This window comes from Neorhizobium sp. T7_12 (genome assembly GCF_002968535.1).
GTDB classification, from domain to species: Bacteria; Pseudomonadota; Alphaproteobacteria; order Rhizobiales; family Rhizobiaceae; genus Neorhizobium; species Neorhizobium tomejilense.
The window spans coordinates 36,139-52,719 of the sequence record NZ_PVBK01000020.1 but is presented as its reverse complement, the minus strand read 5'-3'; the positions used below and the strand labels follow the sequence as shown (position 1 = coordinate 52,719).

The 16,581-nt window shown below is 56.1% G+C and carries 16 protein-coding genes; 4 read left to right on the top strand and 12 right to left on the bottom strand.

All coding sequences use genetic code 11. The annotated features are described in order from the left end of the window. Positions 1-24: 24 nt before the first annotated feature. A complete protein-coding gene (locus C5J26_RS27560; RefSeq protein WP_105404701.1) occupies positions 25-1,653 on the bottom strand; it encodes a thiamine pyrophosphate-dependent enzyme in 1,629 nt (542 codons plus the stop codon). Between the two features lie 32 nt (positions 1,654-1,685). After that, on the bottom strand, positions 1,686-2,873 hold the full coding sequence (locus tag C5J26_RS27555) for an amino acid aminotransferase (protein ID WP_105404665.1): 1,188 nt from the start codon (positions 2,871-2,873) through the stop codon (positions 1,686-1,688). A gap of 133 nt (positions 2,874-3,006) precedes the next feature. Between C5J26_RS27555 and C5J26_RS27550 the strand changes: the two genes are divergently transcribed. Beyond that, complete coding sequence (locus C5J26_RS27550; RefSeq protein WP_105404664.1) at positions 3,007-3,495, top strand: Lrp/AsnC family transcriptional regulator; 489 nt, start codon at positions 3,007-3,009, stop codon at positions 3,493-3,495. Between the two features lie 359 nt (positions 3,496-3,854). On the opposite strand, the gene hpaI is transcribed toward C5J26_RS27550, so the two are convergent. The 7 genes from hpaI to C5J26_RS27510 form a co-directional block, all read right to left on the bottom strand. After that, positions 3,855-4,664, bottom strand: coding sequence for a 4-hydroxy-2-oxoheptanedioate aldolase (hpaI, locus tag C5J26_RS27540; protein WP_040124765.1), 810 nt, complete (start codon positions 4,662-4,664; stop codon positions 3,855-3,857). 9 nt (positions 4,665-4,673) lie between these two features. Continuing rightward, complete coding sequence (gene hpaH, locus C5J26_RS27535; protein WP_105404662.1) at positions 4,674-5,477, bottom strand: 2-oxo-hept-4-ene-1,7-dioate hydratase; 804 nt, start codon at positions 5,475-5,477, stop codon at positions 4,674-4,676. Between the two features lies 1 nt (position 5,478). Then, the gene (locus C5J26_RS27530; protein ID WP_105404661.1) at positions 5,479-6,348 is read right to left on the bottom strand and encodes a fumarylacetoacetate hydrolase family protein; all 870 of its coding nucleotides are present in this window, start codon (positions 6,346-6,348) and stop codon (positions 5,479-5,481) included. Between the two features lie 12 nt (positions 6,349-6,360). Further along, positions 6,361-7,827 carry an NADP-dependent succinate-semialdehyde dehydrogenase gene (gene gabD / locus C5J26_RS27525; RefSeq protein ID WP_105404660.1) on the bottom strand — a complete coding sequence of 489 codons (1,467 nt, stop codon included), beginning with the start codon at positions 7,825-7,827 and terminating at the stop codon, positions 6,361-6,363. Positions 7,828-7,908: 81 nt separating this feature from the next. Next, complete coding sequence (hpaD, locus tag C5J26_RS27520; RefSeq protein ID WP_105404659.1) at positions 7,909-8,889, bottom strand: 3,4-dihydroxyphenylacetate 2,3-dioxygenase; 981 nt, start codon at positions 8,887-8,889, stop codon at positions 7,909-7,911. Positions 8,890-8,982: 93 nt separating this feature from the next. Next, entirely contained in the window at positions 8,983-10,500 is a 1,518-nt protein-coding gene (gene hpaE, locus C5J26_RS27515) for a 5-carboxymethyl-2-hydroxymuconate semialdehyde dehydrogenase (RefSeq protein WP_105404658.1), read from the bottom strand. Positions 10,501-10,556: 56 nt separating this feature from the next. Next, on the bottom strand, positions 10,557-10,946 hold the full coding sequence (locus C5J26_RS27510) for a 5-carboxymethyl-2-hydroxymuconate Delta-isomerase (RefSeq protein ID WP_105404657.1): 390 nt from the start codon (positions 10,944-10,946) through the stop codon (positions 10,557-10,559). Positions 10,947-11,066: 120 nt separating this feature from the next. Between C5J26_RS27510 and hpaR the strand changes: the two genes are divergently transcribed. Beyond that, positions 11,067-11,525 carry a homoprotocatechuate degradation operon regulator HpaR gene (gene hpaR / locus C5J26_RS27505; protein ID WP_077979360.1) on the top strand — a complete coding sequence of 153 codons (459 nt, stop codon included), beginning with the start codon at positions 11,067-11,069 and terminating at the stop codon, positions 11,523-11,525. 82 nt (positions 11,526-11,607) lie between these two features. Beyond that, positions 11,608-13,023: an aldehyde dehydrogenase family protein gene (locus C5J26_RS27500; RefSeq protein ID WP_105404656.1), complete on the top strand. Its 1,416-nt coding sequence runs from the start codon at positions 11,608-11,610 to the stop codon at positions 13,021-13,023. Between the two features lie 120 nt (positions 13,024-13,143). Here C5J26_RS27500 and C5J26_RS27495 read toward each other — a convergent pair whose 3' ends face one another. The 3 genes from C5J26_RS27495 to C5J26_RS27485 all read right to left on the bottom strand — a co-directional run bounded on the left by C5J26_RS27495 (position 13,144) and on the right by C5J26_RS27485 (position 15,733). Further along, positions 13,144-13,944: an amino acid ABC transporter ATP-binding protein gene (locus C5J26_RS27495; protein ID WP_105404700.1), complete on the bottom strand. Its 801-nt coding sequence runs from the start codon at positions 13,942-13,944 to the stop codon at positions 13,144-13,146. Positions 13,945-13,996: 52 nt separating this feature from the next. Continuing rightward, positions 13,997-14,899, bottom strand: coding sequence for an ABC transporter substrate-binding protein (locus tag C5J26_RS27490; RefSeq protein ID WP_172723944.1), 903 nt, complete (start codon positions 14,897-14,899; stop codon positions 13,997-13,999). Between the two features lie 72 nt (positions 14,900-14,971). Beyond that, positions 14,972-15,733: an SDR family NAD(P)-dependent oxidoreductase gene (locus tag C5J26_RS27485; RefSeq protein ID WP_105404654.1), complete on the bottom strand. Its 762-nt coding sequence runs from the start codon at positions 15,731-15,733 to the stop codon at positions 14,972-14,974. 178 nt (positions 15,734-15,911) lie between these two features. On the opposite strand from C5J26_RS27485, the gene C5J26_RS27480 reads away from it, so the two are divergent. Beyond that, a complete protein-coding gene (locus C5J26_RS27480) occupies positions 15,912-16,577 on the top strand; it encodes an amino acid ABC transporter permease (RefSeq protein ID WP_105404653.1) in 666 nt (221 codons plus the stop codon). The last annotated feature ends 4 nt before the right edge of the window (positions 16,578-16,581 follow it).

Genomic DNA, 16,581 nt, shown 5'->3' with positions numbered 1-16,581 from the left:
TTTTGAGACCCCAGTTGAGACTTCTTATGCAGCAGGCGGTGCGGGATGGATGAAGGGCCAGGGGCTTGCTTCGGATCCCTTCTCGATTGGCACTTCGATGAGAACGGGAGCGTTCAGCTCCAGAGCCTCGCTGACAGCCGATTTCAGTTCGCCTGGGGACGATACGCGATATGTTTTCACGCCAAAACTCTCGCCGAGTTTTACGAAATCAGGATTGGTGAGGTCTGAGCCAATGTATCGGCCGGAATAGGCTTGCTTCTGATCGCGCAATACGTTTCCGTAGGCATTGTTGTTGAACACGATTGCGACGACCGCGATATTATGCTGCACGGCTGTGGCCAACTCCTGCACACCGAACATGAAACCACCATCGCCCGACACTGAAACGACTGCCTTATCCGGATTGCCGACCTTGACTCCAAGCGCGGTATTGAAGCCGAACCCGAGGTTGTCCTGATAGCCACAAGTCACATACTGTCGGGGCCCGTAGACGGGGAAGGCAAACCGGGCGGTGAAGCCCATCTGACTGACTTCTTCGACAAAGAAACCATCGCGCGGCAGTGCCTCCCGGATCGCATTCAAATAATCGACCTGAGGCTGAACGGCTGAGAACCGTTCTTTCGCGTTGCGATTCAGGGCCGCGAACTCATCAGTTCGCGCCGCTCTGTCCGATGGTCCCACGGCTTTGGTCAAAGCTGCGGTGCCCGCCTTTGCGTCCGCGACAATTCCAACGTCCGGCTTCAACCGGACCATTTCCGTTGGATCGATATCGATCCGGATAACCTTGAGTCCCTTGGGAAGCCACTTCCACCGCATGAATTCGAGTTCAAGACGGCTACCGATACCGATGAGCACATCGGTATCTTTCCAGTAATCGAACGCAGCGACAAAATTCAGATAGTTGGGATGCTCGTCGCTTACGATGCCCTTTCCCGATCGATGGGACGTCACCGGCGCTTTAAGCGCTTTGGCCAATTCAGCAACTTCCGCACCCGCATCAACAGCGCCTCCGCCTACCATAATCAGAGGGTTTTTGGCGTTTGCCAGGATAGCAGCCGCAGCCTGAATACTGTCAGGATTGACTTGGGGGTCCGCGGCGCGTCTGGTTTCAGGAAGATCGAGCTCCGGGCCTGTCATTCCAAAGACATCCCAAGGCGCCTCGACCGCTCCGGGTCCCTGACGTCCGGAGAGCATTTTTCCGATCACCTCGGCCATGACCGTTCCGGTCTGGGACTGATGATCAATCCGCTCTGCGACCTTCGTGATCCCACGCATGGTCGCCAGCTGGTCGGGCAGCTCGTGGAGCTGGCCACGGCCCTGGCCGATCAAGTGCGACATGATATTGCCCGTCAAACACAGGACCGGGGAATTCGCTCCATAGGCAGTGCATAGGGCGGCGCCGGAATTGAGAACACCTGGGCCGGGCACAACCGTATAGGCGCCGATGCGTCCAGTGGACTTCGCGTAACCGTATGCCATGTAGCCCGCACCCTGCTCGTGGCGGGTATGGATAAAACGGATCTCGTTGCGCTTTTCATAGAGAGCATCGTTGAAATCGTACATATGGGCGCCGGGGATGCCGAAGACAGTGTCCACACCGTTTTCGAGGAGTGAGCGAGCGATGGCCTGCCCTGTGGTCTCTTTGTTTTTCATGATGATGTCCAAACCTGTTTTTTTAGGAATGCTCAGGCCGCCGAGCGGGTGCTCAGCGTGCCTTCTGCAGACAGAGCCTTGACGATCGCGCCAGCGTCGGAGGGCTGCATCCCCGCCAAATTCATGCGACCGGAATCCGCCATGTAGATCCCGTGTTTGTGGCGCAATGCGACCGCCGTGTCTTTCGACATCGCCAGGTTCGAGAAGAGCCCTCGCTGGTTTGCGATGAAGCCCAGTTCCAGATGGGCAGATGCAAGGGCGGCGCGGTTACCATTGACCCGAGCGCACATTTCAACCAGCTCCTGCTTCCAGATTTGGGTTAGCTCCGCGCTCTCCAGAATCACGCGTACGATGGCCGCGCCATGGTCCGGGGGCATCGACCAGTTGACGCGAGCCAACGAAGCCATGTTGCCATCGGCAATCTTGAGCTGCTCCGCGTTGCGGCTGACAAGGTAAAGGGCACCAACACGTTCGCGATAAAGACCAAAATTTTTGTCACACGAATAGGCGACAAGCGCTTCGTCTACTGCCTCGAGGATAAGGCGGGTTGGCTCCGCGTCCGCTTCGAGGCCATCGCCCAGGCCTTGGTAGGCAAGATCGATAAAGGGAAGGAGCTTGCGCTCTACGAGCGTTGCTGCGATCTGCTTCCACTGGTCGATATCAAAATCAATGCCAGTTGGGTTGTGGCAGCAGCCGTGTAGCAGGATCACATCACCAGCCTCGGCCGCGTCGAGAGCCTCCAGAACACGATCGAAGTCAATTTGCTGCTTGGCAAGGTCGACGAAACGATAGTCTTTGACGGTCAAGCGCGCCGACTCGAAAATTGGAGCATGATTGGGCCAGCTGGGTGTACCAAGCCAGACCTTCGCACCGGGTCTGGCTGAGGCGATGAGTTCAGCGCCCAGTCGCAGAGCGCCGCTTCCACCTGGCGTCTGAATGCCTACAACCTTGCCGGCATCATGATTTGCGCCGAAAATAATCGGTCTCAGGAGATTGACGAAATTCAGGTCCCCTTCCGGCCCGAGATAGCGCTTGCTGTCCTGGGTGTCGAGCAGCTGCTTTTCAGCGAGCTTGACGGCCCGCATGACCGGGGTCCGCCCTTGTTCATCTCTGTAGACGCCGACGCCGAGGTCGACTTTGTAGCCTCTGGGATCGGCTTGAAACGCCTTGATGAGCGCAAGTAGGCTGTCGGCTGGTTGCGCGGTGAGTTTCTCAAACATGTTGTCTACCTCCTAAGAACGTGGCCTAAGCGTACAGGCGCCTCAGTGAGGTAAGTTTGCAATTTTCAGCAGATATAGATATAATAGCGCATGAAAATCACCAACTTTCCGCAAATTATGCAGATATTTTGACATGACCTCAAAGTTACATACCCTAGATCAATTCGATATCCGTCTTCTCGCGGCTATTCAAAGCAATGCTGAGCTGACACAAACTGAACTGTCGCAAGTCGTCAATCTGTCAGCAGCTCAATGCTCGCGGCGGCTTGACCGGCTGAGAAGCGAGGGTCTGATCCAGAACGTTGTAGCGATTTTGAACCCGGAACGACTCGGTTTTTCCGTTGTCGCGCACACGCTGGTTAGCCTTCGGTCCCACACAGAGGAAGGGAATGCTCAACTGCATCGCTTCATCGAAACAGCGCCTGAGATCCTGGAATGCTATTCCCAGACGGGCGATGCGGATTTCCTGATGAAGATCGTGGCCAGCGATCTTGACCACCTCAGCATCTTTTTGGAACGTATGATCAAGGTCACGGGTGGACTGGCGTCGGTCACCTCCAGCATCGTGCTACGGACCCTTAAGAAGAGTACCGAACTCCCGTTGCAGATTATTCAGACCTAGCGGGATCAACTACAACGCCAAAAGCAGGCTATCGGCTACCTTCGATATCGCGGCTCGGTCGACGATTGCAATGACAGAACCTGAGGCTATGACCATTCCTCCAACTGAAGCTGTCAGACGAATGTAGCGACTTCTCCACCAAACCGACGCTTCAAGCTCGAATTTGGTGAACGCACTCGCTACAAAAATCATCCCAACGACCGCGGGAGCGGTCGCTGCGGATAAAGCATCCGGACGATAGGCCAGGATGAGCGAGCATATCGTAAGGGTGACCGACCCGAGGACCGCCAGAAAGTAACATACCCACCAGTCTTGCCGGGCGCGTACACGGTCTGCCCTGGTTTTTCCCAGATATGACATCAGTATACGCTGCCTGAGCTCGCAGTACCGGGGCTGGAAGCGGTACGACCGAATTCCTCAATCAGCCGCGTCGTGGCGTTCGCAAATAAAGTGACATCATTTCCAATGGCAACGAATGTTGCACCGAGATCGACGTAGCGCCTGGCAAGCGACAGATCGGCGGTCAAGATTCCTGCAGCTTTTCCATGGGACTGGATGCGCAGGAGGGCCTTCTCAACTTCTTCTTGGACTTCCGGGGCTCCCGGCTTACCAAGATAGCCCATGTCAGCTGCGAGATCAGCCGGGCCGATGAACACGCCGTCGACGCCGTCGATCGATGCGATTTCATCTAGCGCGGCCAAACCTGCGCGGCTTTCGATCTGAAGCAAGAGACAGATTTCGTCGTTTGCCGTCTGGAGGTAGTCCGGAATCCGGTTGAAGCGTGAGGCACGAGCCAGCGCTGCACCAACGCCCCGGACCCCGCGCGGGGGATAAGACACGGCCTTTACCAAATTCTCGGCGACCTCTTTGCTGTCAACCATCGGGATCAGGAGTGTTTGCGCGCCGATGTCGAGCAGCTGTTTTATGATGTATGTCTCGCCGATTGGCGGCCTGATAACCGCGTGACTGGCTGAACCTTTCATCGCCTGTAACTGGGCGACCAGGAGCGGGATGTCGTTTGGCGCATGTTCGGCATCGAGAAGGAGCCAGTCGAAGCCGGCGTCCGCTGATATTTCGACCGTGTAAGGATTTGCCAGAGCTTGCCAAAATCCGGTTTGAAGCCGCTTTTCCTGAAGCGCCCTTTTGAAGGTGTTGGTTGGAGCTGGCATGGTTTTCCCCTATTCGAAATACAGGCTTACAGTTCCGTAGGGCCCGAAATCGCCTACGATCGTGTCTCCATGACGTGCCTCAATCGGTCGAATGAACGACCCGGCAAGAACGACCTGCCCTGCTTCTATTCCGTCTCCATATTGCGACAGCCGATTGGCAAGCCACGCAACACCACGAGCAGGTTGATTGAGGACGCCCGCGCCAAGCCCAGTCTCTTCGACCTCCGCGTTGCGAGACACTATGGCACCCATCCAACGCATATCCAGTTGATCCGGGCGCACAGCGCGGCCGCCCGTTACGATGCCGGCGTTCGCAGCATTGTCAGAGATCGTATCGAGGACGTTACGGTTTTTCTTCGTCTGGGGATCCACCCGAAGAATCCGCGTGTCGAGAATTTCGAGGGCTGGAGTGACATAATCGGTGGCATTGAGCACATCGACGACGGTCACGTTCGGCCCCTTTAGGGGCGCTTTCATGATGAAGGCGATTTCAGCTTCGATCCTCGGCTGAATAAACCGGTCTTTTGGAACGACCGAACTGTCCTCAAAGACCATGTCGTCCAGCAAGACCCCTGAGTCTGGAATGTTGATGTTGAGGGCATATTGCATCGCCTTGGATGTGAGACCAATTTTCCAGCCCACCACCTGACGTCCGTCGGAAACTTTCTTTTTCACCCACGCAGACTGGATCGCATAGGCATCATCCATCACCATGTCCGGATGCTGAAGTGACAAAAGCCCGGTCTGAACGCGAGTTCGTTCGGCTTCGTCCAGCGCGGCAACAGCTGTTTCTATGTCTGCGGTGGACAGCATCTCAGATCCTCTCGTCGGCAATGGTGTTGCGCAACAGACCGATACCGTCGGCCTCGACCTCAACGATATCGCCCGGCTTCAACCAAATTGGCGGATCGAAGCGTGCTCCAGCGCCAGTAGGTGTTCCGCAGACGATCACGTCGCCTGGCACGAGTGTCGTAAAGGTTGAGACGTAATTGATGATCTTCCGGAATGAGAAAATCATTCGACTGGTCCGATCACTCTGGCGGACCTCGCCATTGACCCGCGTCTCCAGCTTGATGTCCGCTAGCTGACTTTCGTCAGTATAAGGAACTATCCATGGCCCAATCGAGCCCGAGGCATCGAAATTCTTGCCTTGGGTAACGTTGAACTTGGCGTGCCGGACCCAATCCCGCAGCGTCCCTTCGTTGCAGAGCGACAGAGCCGCTATGTGTGAGAGAGCCTCGCTTTCTGGAATGCGTCGGCCTTCTTTTCCGATGACGACAACTATTTCCCCCTCATAATCGAGTTGAGGGCTCTCCGGTGGCCGGATCAGCGGCTGATCGTGACCCGTGAAGGATCGCGGGAAGCGGATAAACAGCGACGGATTGGTGGGCGCTGTCTGCCCATCTTTGTATTCCTCGTTACGGTCCGGAAAATTGACGCCGACGCAGATGATCTTTTCCGGCGACGGGATTGGAATGTCCAATGTAACCGCAGCCAGGGGATAGTCGACGGGGGCCGATTGACCTTTCTCGGCCAGTATGTCCAAAGCACCTGCGGCGATAACTTCGCGCAGGGTCGGAAAACGCGGGCGGAACCTGACGGACAGGTCCACCACGCCATCTTCGCGGATTAGGCCGTAACCCTGGCGACCGGAATTGGAAAAAGATGCAAAACGGGGATGCATACGGGCTTTCCTTTATTGTTCTTTTGTTGTGATGCCACCAAGGCATACGTATTTGAGCTCGAGGTAGTCATCGATGCCGTATTTGGAGCCTTCACGGCCTAGCCCGGACGACTTTACGCCGCCGAACGGTGCTTCAGCAGTGGATATCAGGCCGGTATTCACGCCAACCATTCCATATTCGAGGGCCTCGGCAACTCGAAACACCCGCGACAGATCCTTCGCGTAGAAATAGGAGGCGAGACCGAATTCCGTGTCATTCGCCTTTTCAACCACATCAGTCTCATTCTCGAAGCGAAAGAGCGGCGCGATAGGCCCGAAGGTTTCTTCGGATGCCACGGCCATGTCTTGCGTGACGCCTGTGAGAACAGTCGCTTCGTAGAAGGTGCCGCCAAGTTCATGCGCTTTTCCGCCTTGAATGACGGTTGCGCCCTTCGATACGGCATCCTGAACGTGCTCTTCGACTTTCTTAAGAGCCGCTTCATCGATCAAGGGTCCGAGCGCAACACCCTCCTCGAACCCGTTTCCGGTCCGAAGCTTACTAACGGCTTTGGCCAGCTTTTCAGCGAACGCGTCATAGACCGTATCCTGGACGTACAGGCGATTGGCGCAAACGCAGGTCTGACCATTGTTCCTGAACTTCGCGATCAAGGCGCCTTCGACGGCTGCGTCGAGATCTGCATCATCGAACACGATGAAGGGCGCATTGCCGCCCAGCTCCAGACCAAGTTTTTTGATAGTGGGAGCAGACTGACGGTAAAGTTCGGCACCAACTTCCGTCGACCCAGTGAATGTGAGTTTACGTACGATGGGATTTGAGGTCATCTCGGCGCCGATTTCGCGAGATGAACCGGTGATCACGCTGAACAATCCTGCCGGCAATCCTGCCCGCTCCCCCAGTACCGCCAAAGCGATCGCGGAAAATGGCGTCTGAGCGGCGGGTTTCAATACCATTGCACATCCGGCTGCGAGCGCCGGGCCAGCTTTTCGTGTAATCATCGCGTTCGGAAAATTCCACGGCGTGATGGCCGCGACGACGCCAATCGGCTGCTTCATCACCAGAATGCGTTTGTCTCGCTGATGGCCGGATATAATGTCGCCGTTGATGCGTCTGGCTTCTTCGGCGAACCACTCGATGAAACTTGCCCCATAGGCGATCTCACCCTTTGCTTCGAGAAGCGGCTTTCCCTGTTCGAGTGTGAGAATGTGCGCCAAGTCATCCTGGTTGGACATCATCAACTCAAACCACTTGCGCAGGATTACGCTACGCTCCTTCGCGGTTCGCGCTGCCCATTCCTTCTGCGTTTCTTCGGCATGCGCGATCGCCGCACGTGCTTCTGCCGCCCCCAGTTTGGGAACGGAGCCGATCTTCTCACCAGTTGCGGGGTTTGTGACCGCAATGGCATCCGTATCGTTTGCTTCGATCCAGTCGCCACCAATGTAAGCGGCCTGGCGGAATAACGTTGGGTCTTTCAGGTGCATCGCTTGGTCACTCCGTGTGGGCTAAGAGAAACGGGACACAGGACTTGCCAATGTCCCTCGCCGTCTGTGTTCGCGACGAGATCAGGGCGCGATGATCGGTTGAGCCTTTAGAAGCGGCTCCTGGGTTGGAAGGTCGGTGAACAAACTGCCGTGTTCGAACCAAGACCTCGGCGCAGGTGCCCCCCACAGTGTCTGACGCTGTGGATCCTTCAGGTCCCATTTGATCGGCTCGAGATCGGGATCGACAGTCTGGTAGTCCGAGCAGTAAATCTCGATGCGGTGGCCGTCCGGATCAAGGATGTAGAGGAAAAATGCATTAGAGATGCCGTGACGGCCTGGACCCCGTTCGACGTTTGCGAGGTATCCAGTGGTTGACATAAGATCGAGGAGATCGATGATATTCAAAGGTGTTGGAACCCAGAATGCTGTGTGATGCAGTCGCGGGCCGACGCCGTTTGTGAACGCCATGTCGTGGACGCCACCCTTGCGATGCAACCAGGCGGCAAACAGTTTTTTGCTTTCTGCATCCTCAGTGTATTCCGTAACACGGAAACCAATGTCGTTGTAAAAGGCCACGGATGCGTCAACGTCTGGCGTGAAGCAGTTGAAGTGGTCGATCCGGAGTGGTTTGACCCCGTGATAAAGCGCGTACTTTTGATGGATAGGCGTCAGGCGATCCATTTTGAAGTAAAATTCAAGCGGGATGCCGAAGTTGTCATGGGTGCGCAGGGTGCGTCCCTGGAAAGGGCGCTCCACCCATTCCGTCTTGTGACTTTTTGTATCGAAATAGACCTTGGCTTTGTCGAGATCTTCCTCGGAATAGACCTTCAAGGCGAGGTAGCTGATTGCCGAAGTATCGCTCTTCTTGAGCACCATGCAGTGATGGCCGCGTTCTTCCATGGCACGCAGGTAGACAGTATCAGCGTCTTCGTCTGTGACCTGAAGGCCGAGCATGTCCACATAGAAGGCACGGCTGGCAGCGAGATCCTTAACAAGGAATTCGACATGGCTAAGCCGAACCGTGTTGAACGCTGGATAGAGATTGAATTGCGGGAGCGGCATGGTTTCCTCCTCGGGGCCGAGACAATCCGTGTTCGGCGCTTGTTGTTACGAAGCGGCCGCGTCCTTTGTTGACGCGCCAGTCGTGAAAGCCTGTCAGCTGCCCAATTTTTGGATGGCGTGGGCAGTCGTCGCGAAAGCGATGTTCTTGGTTTCCATGTAGAAATCGAACGACCAGTCTCCGCCGTCTCGTCCGATACCGGAATTCTTCACGCCGCCGAACGGGGTCGGCAGGTGGCGGACATTCTCTGAATTGACCCAGATCATGCCAGCCTCGAGCTGGTCGGTCAGCCTGAAAGCGCGCGTGACGTCGGAAGTCCAAAGATAACCGGTCAAACCGTACTGGACATCGTTGGCGATCTTCAAAGCATCCGCTTCATCTTTGAACGGGATTGCGGTCAGAACCGGTCCAAAGATCTCTTCCTGGGCGATCCGCATTTCATTGTTGGCACTGGTAAAGAGCGTAGGAGCGACGTAGCATCCGCCACCGGGTCCTTCGACCTTGTGGCCACCAGCGGCGACAGTTGCGCCTTCGGATTTGCCGATCTCGACGTATTCCAATACCTTGCGTTCGTGGACAGGGTGAATCAGAGGTCCGACTACCGTCTGCGGATCGAGCGGGTGACCGACCTTGATACGTTTGGCCCTCTCGGCGACCATTTCAGTGAACTTACTGTAGATGCTTTCTTCGACCAACAATCGGGATGAGGATGTGCAGCGTTCGCCGTTGAGCGAATAGATCATGAATACGGCAGCATCCGCCGCGCGCTCCAGATCAGCGTCAGCGAAAACAATGACCGGGTTTTTGCCACCGAGCTCGAAATGGACGCGCTTGAGCGTGTCGGCACCCTGCTTCATGATCATTGAGCCCGTCCGGCTTTCGCCAATAAAACCGATCGCCTTGATCAATGGATGTTCTGTCAGCGCTTTACCGGCGTCCTCTCCCAAACCGTTGACCAGGTTCCAAACACCTTTGGGAAGGCCGGCGCTTTCGGCAATCTCGACCAGCAGGCGTGCTGTAAGCGGCGAGTATTCCGCCGGCTTGTGGACGATCGTGCAACCGGCCGCCAAGGCCGGTGCAATCTTCCAGGTGGATAGCATGAATGGCGTGTTCCAAGGCGTGATCACACCGACCGGGCCTATGGGGTTCCGCGTTGTTACGTTTACCTGGCCTGGAATACGGATCGATTTGCCGTCTCTTGCTTCCGGTGCTCGGTCTGCGAAGAAACGAAAATTCTCTGCGCCACGTAGCGCTGCCTTCGCCATGAATTTCAGGGACTGTCCGGTGTCCATGCACTCGACGAAGGCGATCTCCTCGGCGCGGGCAACGATCGCGTCAGCGATCTTGTGTAGAAGCGCCTTGCGAGCGTCACCAGGGATTGCCGCCCAGGCGGGAAATGCCTCGGATGCGGCTTTGGCAGCACGATCGATGTCTGCCGCTTTGCCGTGGGCGACTTGCGCCAGAGGCTGCAAGTCGACGGGCGAGATTGTTTCGAACGTGGCACCATCTAAAGCAGGGACAGCCTCTCCGGCAATGTGGTTGAGGACGCCGCCGGCGCGAAACCGGGCAAGATAGGCATCGGCCTTTTTCTTGTTGTCTTCAAAATTCGTCATGAGATCTCCATCTCGAATGCAGCAGCATTCGCTCAGCCAATGTTCAATGGTGTTTTCTAAGTCCCCGCCCGAAGGCGCGCATGGATCGCATTGTCTTTCCAGCTTAGGGCTGGATCGATCTCGCGCACCTCAAGGGAGAGAGCAAAATGTGGCTCGCTGAAAAGGTCCAGCAGCTCGGCCTTGACGACTGCCATGATCGCGTTGCCAACACGTTTCTTTTCTTCGGACGATCTGCCCGCTCCAATGCGAAAGCTCATGTCGATGAAAGAATTGCGCTCGTCGAGGTCAGCGATCGCATAGTCATCGCTAAGCAGAACTCGGACGCGAACCGCGCCACGTTCGAACAGCCCACTGTCGAGGATCGCTTTATGAACGACCTCACACAGCGATTTGAAATCGACGCGCGGTTTCAGGTTCGCGGACCCTTCAATGACGAAATGTGGCATTTATCGCTCCTCAGATACTTAACACGTTAACAATCATTGAGCGTTTGTCAACCCACTGTCGGGTGATCTCGGCCTGATCGAATATTGACGGGCCGGTAAATTCTCACTTATTCACCTCATATGGATCAGGATAAAAATCACCCTCGCCTTCTGCGTAGCACCCGCCAGGCACTCCCAATCGCACTGTTGAAGGCGCGAGAAGCAGTGATGGGCCATTTTCGACCGATGCTTGCGCAGCACAATGTGACCGAGCAGCAATGGCGTGTGCTGCGGCTATTAAGTGAACGGGGGCAGATCGATGCCACCGAATTGGCGCAAGGTGCCGCGCTCCTTGCCCCCAGCCTGACAAGGATGATCAAGGCGCTTGAGGACCGTAAGCTCATCAGGACGACGAAGGATACTGCGGATGGCCGACGTCTGCTTGTCCGGATTGATGACGCAGGCGCTAAGCTCCTCGAAGAAGTGCGGCCCGAAAGTCTTAAAATTTATGAAGAGCTCGAGCTTCGGATTGGCCACGACAAGATCGAAGCCCTGATTTCACTGCTTAACGAGGTCACGGATAAGGCGACGACGCGCTAGTCGAGTTTGCGCCCTTGCTTTCCTTCGCTGATTTACTTAACATGTTTAGTAATTCAGCGACGGAAATAGGAGGAGTTTTCCCATGGTGGACCACCAATACAGGCTCGTTATCAACGGCCAGTCGATCGCAACCCAAGAAACATTCGAGGTGCTAAATCCCTCAGATGGTCAAGTCGTGGGGGCAGCGCCAAAGGCAACCGTGGCCCAGTTGGACCAGGCGGTTTCCGCGGCGCAAACAGCTTACGAAAAGTGGAGCAAAGCTGACGACGCGACGCGCCAGAAGGCCTGTGTCGCAATCGCTGACACCTTGCGCGATCATGCGGAGGAGCTGGCCCAGCTTCTCACCCTGGAACAGGGAAAACCCTTGAATGGAATGGGCTCCCGGTATGAGCTCGGAGGGGCCGAAGCTTGGGCGCGATACACTGCCGGTCTGGAGCTGCCGGTCAAGATTTTGCAGGATGACAATCAGGGCCGGGTGGAACTACACCGCAAACCGGTGGGCGTTGTAGGATCAATTACGCCCTGGAACTGGCCGTTGATGATTGCGATCTGGCACATTGTACCGGCCATACGAACCGGGAACACCGTTGTGATCAAGCCCTCCCCGCTCACCCCGCTGTCCACCATCCGGATGATCGAACTGCTCAACACAGTTCTACCCGCAGGTGTGTTGAATTGCGTGACGGGTGAAAACGACATCGGGGCCGCGATGTCCTCCCACCCTGGTATTGCCAAGATCGTTTTCACGGGTTCGACCGAGACCGGCAAAAAAATCATGGCAGGCGCTGCGGCGACATTGAAACGCCTGACTCTTGAACTCGGTGGTAATGATGCCGGCATTGTCCTGCCCGATTGCGATCCCCGCCAGATTGCCGAGGGACTGTTCTGGGGCGCTTTCATCAATGGCGGGCAAACCTGTGCGGCATTGAAGAGACTTTATGTTCACGAGGACATCTACGAGGATGTCTGCCGTGCGCTGACAAGCTTTGCAGCGACAGTCAAAGTCGGTGATGGACTTTCGGAAGATAGTGTCCTGGGTCCGGTCCAGAACCGCATGCAGTACCAGAAGGTCAAAGACCTGGTGAACGACGCGAAGGGGCGTGGCGGGCGCATTCTCATTGGAGGGAATTCTGACGACAACGCTCCTGGGAATTTCTATCCCGTGACGCTGGTCGCGGACCTTAATAACGGTGATCGTCTGGTGGACGAGGAACAGTTTGGGCCGGCTCTCCCGATCATCAAGTATTCTGATCTCGACGAAGTCATCAGGCGCGCGAATGACAACCCGAACGGTCTTGGTGGTTCCGTCTGGGGCAGAGACATTGCAAAAGCAAAGAAAGTGGCAAGCCAGCTGGAATGTGGATCCGTATGGATCAACAAGCATGGGGCTATCCAGCCGAACGTGCCGTTCGGTGGCGTGAAGGACTCCGGTCTGGGCGTAGAATTTGCTGAAGAGGGCCTGGCGGAATACACGACGATCCAGGTCATTTTTCAGTAAGAGCCTGGAGCGCGAGAAAAGAAAGGGACGCCGGGTTCGCCGGCGTCCCTTTTCTTATGTTGTTGCGGGATCGAAGGCTCCGAATTCTACCGACAGAGTGACCGTGTGCGCCCTAAGACTTCAAGCGATCTCAGATAGGAACCGTTGAGCACGTTCGGTCTTTGGGTTGTCGAGGAAATCGTTCGAAAGCCCCTCCTCGATGATCTCACCGCTTTCGAGGAACACGATGTGGTTCCCGACTGCCCGCGCAAAACCCATCTCGTGCGTGACCACGACCATGGTCATGCCTTCCTTGGCGAGATCTTGCATCACCGCCAAAACGCTTCCTCGCAGCTCGGGATCAAGGGCTGACGTGGGTTCGTCGAACAACATCGCCAGCGGTTTGGTGGCGATGGCGCGGGCAATGGCAACCCGCTGCTTTTGACCGCCCGACAATTGCCCGGGGTAATGTCCTTCTCTGTCGGCCAAACCGACTTTTGCGATCTCCTCGCGCGCGATTTCACGCGCTTCGTCTTTCGACATCCCTTTGCTGTGCACCAAGCCACACATCACGTTCTCTAAAACGGTCATGTGCGGGAAGAGATTGAAGTGCTGAAAGACCATGCCCGTCTCGCGACGAAGCCGCTGAAAATCACGGCTGTAACGGCGCTCTCGTGAGCGTGCCGAAAAATAGGCTTTGGCATCCCATTCTACAGAGCCGACCCGTAGTTGTCCCTCGTCGGGAATATTGAGCAGGTTCAAACACCTCAAAAGTGTGCTTTTGCCTGAGCCACTTGGTCCGAGCAAGACGACGACATCGCCTTCAAGAACGTCAAGCGATACCGAATTCAGCCCCCTCACATTGGGAAGGTCGCGACTGGGGAACCACTTGCTCGCATTCCGCAGTGAGATGACTGTTTTTCTTTCTTCTGAATTTTCCATGTTCCGCTCCTCGAAGAAGCGGGGCGGCCACTCGGCCGCCCCGACACGAATCTCACGCGTCCACTTTGAGAGGGCTGCCGCCCGGACCAACCGCAAGGTAAGGAAGGCCTGCGGCGATCGCATCTTTGCCGACATACTCGCGGAATACGGAGTTGAGGATCCCGCCTGCTGCATTGAAAAGCAACCAGTTGGTCACGAACATGTACATCTTCATGTCTCCCGTCGGCATGAAGAAGGTGTTGTGATCGACATAAGCCGGTTCCTTGCCGATTATCTGAAGCGCGACACCCTGTTTCTTGGTGTTCACGATAGTGAACAGCGACTGCAAGGTTGCGTTCGCACGTCCTGACATGACCTGACCGATGGCGCCCGTCTGGTCAGGGAATACCGACACGTTTGCCTTCGGGTAGAGCGCCCGGATCTTCGCTTCCTGCGAGCTTCCCTGAAGAGCGGCGAACTTGAACTCCGGCGAGTTCATCTGTTCGAAAGTCAAGTCTGACGCGTCGCGTCCAACGACGTAGACCGGTTGAAACGTCACGGCACAGCCGGCAAACCAGCCACGCAGCGAACGTGATGGCAAGATCGTTCCCGTTGTCATGATATCGGCACGGCCGGATTCGACGGCTGCAAACATCTGACCGAAATCCATGTCTGCGAATTCTACCTGGATATCAGGCGAGACATCTTTCATCATTCGACGGATGAGAGCGATCTCGTAGCCGTCCGGCTCACCCTTGTCATTGATGTACAGGTTTGGCGGATATTTGAGGCTCGCCGCGACCACGATTTTTTTGGTGCGGATCGCTTTGTCCAGGACGGATTCCTTCGCGGCATCCTGCGCGGCGGCCGGTGTCGTTGCACCAAGTGCAACAGCAGCTGCGCCGCCCACGAACAAACCTGCTGTCAGTAGCGAACGGCGGTTTGCCTGCATTCCATTATCTTGCTTCGTATCCATGAGCATTCCCCTTGTTGTTTCCACGATGAAGTTTTCGGCCTGGAACCCACGATCCGTGGGGTACAGCTTGTGCTAGGCGGTAAGACCGCCATCGACTGTCAGCTGCGCGCCATTCACGTAGCTGGCATCCTCACTCGCCAAGAAAAGCGTGGCTTTGGCGATTTCTTCGTATGTCCCAAGGCGACCGAGAGGGACCGTCGGCGCAAAGCGCTGGTCACGTGCTGCGACCTGTTCGGCCGACATTCGGGTCAATCTGTCTGCCATGACACTTTCAAGGACGCCGGGGCAGATCGCATTTGCGCGAATCCCTTTTGCTCCGTAGTCCCGCGCGATGGTGCGCGTCAGCATGATCAATCCGGCTTTGGAAACCCCGTATACCGCCTCGGCTGTCGAGGCCCGTTGACCCGCGATGGAGGCCGTGTTGACGATCACACCCTTGCCCGCCTCCACCATGTGCGGGATCGCTTCCCGGCAGAAGAGATAAGCTGACTTCAGATTTATGTCCAAAGCCTGCTGCCACATCGCGGGATCGGTCTGCGAGATCGTGCCTGTAGGATTGATGCCGGCATTGTTGATCAAGATGTCCAGGGATGAGAAGCGTGACCGGGCCAGTGCGACTGCTTGCCGTGAGGTTTCCTCGCGGGAAACATCGCCCACGAGTTCGACGACGTCCGCTCCCTCTCCGCGTAGAAGCAGCACCAAGTTTTCCAGCTGATCTTTTGCGCGATCAACGAGAACAAGCCTCGCGCCTTCATTCGCCAGTGCCTGCGCAACGGCGCGCCCGAGCCCACTTGCGACCCCGGTTACGAGGGCCGTTTTTCCTGAAAACCGCATGTCTGACTTCCCATTATTTGCTTTTTCGCGACCGCTGGGGACCGCTTTTTGACATCTATGACCTGAATCTATCTGTCTTGCAATATGAAATCATATATGATGTTGACGAAGCTCGCGCTCGGGTTTATCGATTGAGTCAGTACCGGAGAAGAAGCCGAGTAAAGAAAAAGGGAACGTCATGAACCTCGATTTCTCGATCATCCTGGCGCAATGGCCCCGGTTCCTATGGGGATTAGGGTATGATCTCTATTTCGCATTCGCGGGATTCGCGCTGGGCTGCGTTATCGGGTTCATCTCCTATCTTGGCTCGGCCTCCCGCTCGAAAATCGCCCGCGCAGTGTCTTACACCTACGTGCAGATCGTTCGGGGCCTGCCGATGTATCTGCTGCTGTTGTGGATTTACTTCGGGCTCGCAACAAAATTCGGCCTGGCACTGACGGGGCCTCAAGCGATAGTCATCGCCATCGCCATCATGAGCTCGGCATTTGCTTCCGAGATTTTCAGGACCGGCTATAATTCGATTGACGTCGGCCAGATTGAAGCCGGCAAGGCGCTCGGTCTTTCCGACCTCCGGATCAATCGCACTATCCTTTTTCCACAGGTCATTCGGGTCGTGATCCCGCCCCTGCTGAACGTCTTCGTGATCTGCTTCAAAGCGGCGACTTACGCGGCAGTGGTTGCTGTCCCGGAACTCGTCTTCACGGCCCAGGACATCAGTCTCAACCAATATAGGCCGTTCGAAGCCTATATCTCGGTCGCCGTCCTACTCATCGCGACGATGCTGGTTTTATCTTTGCTGGTCAAAGTCGTCGAAGACCGTCTCAATGACGGCAAAGGGGCTTGAAGCT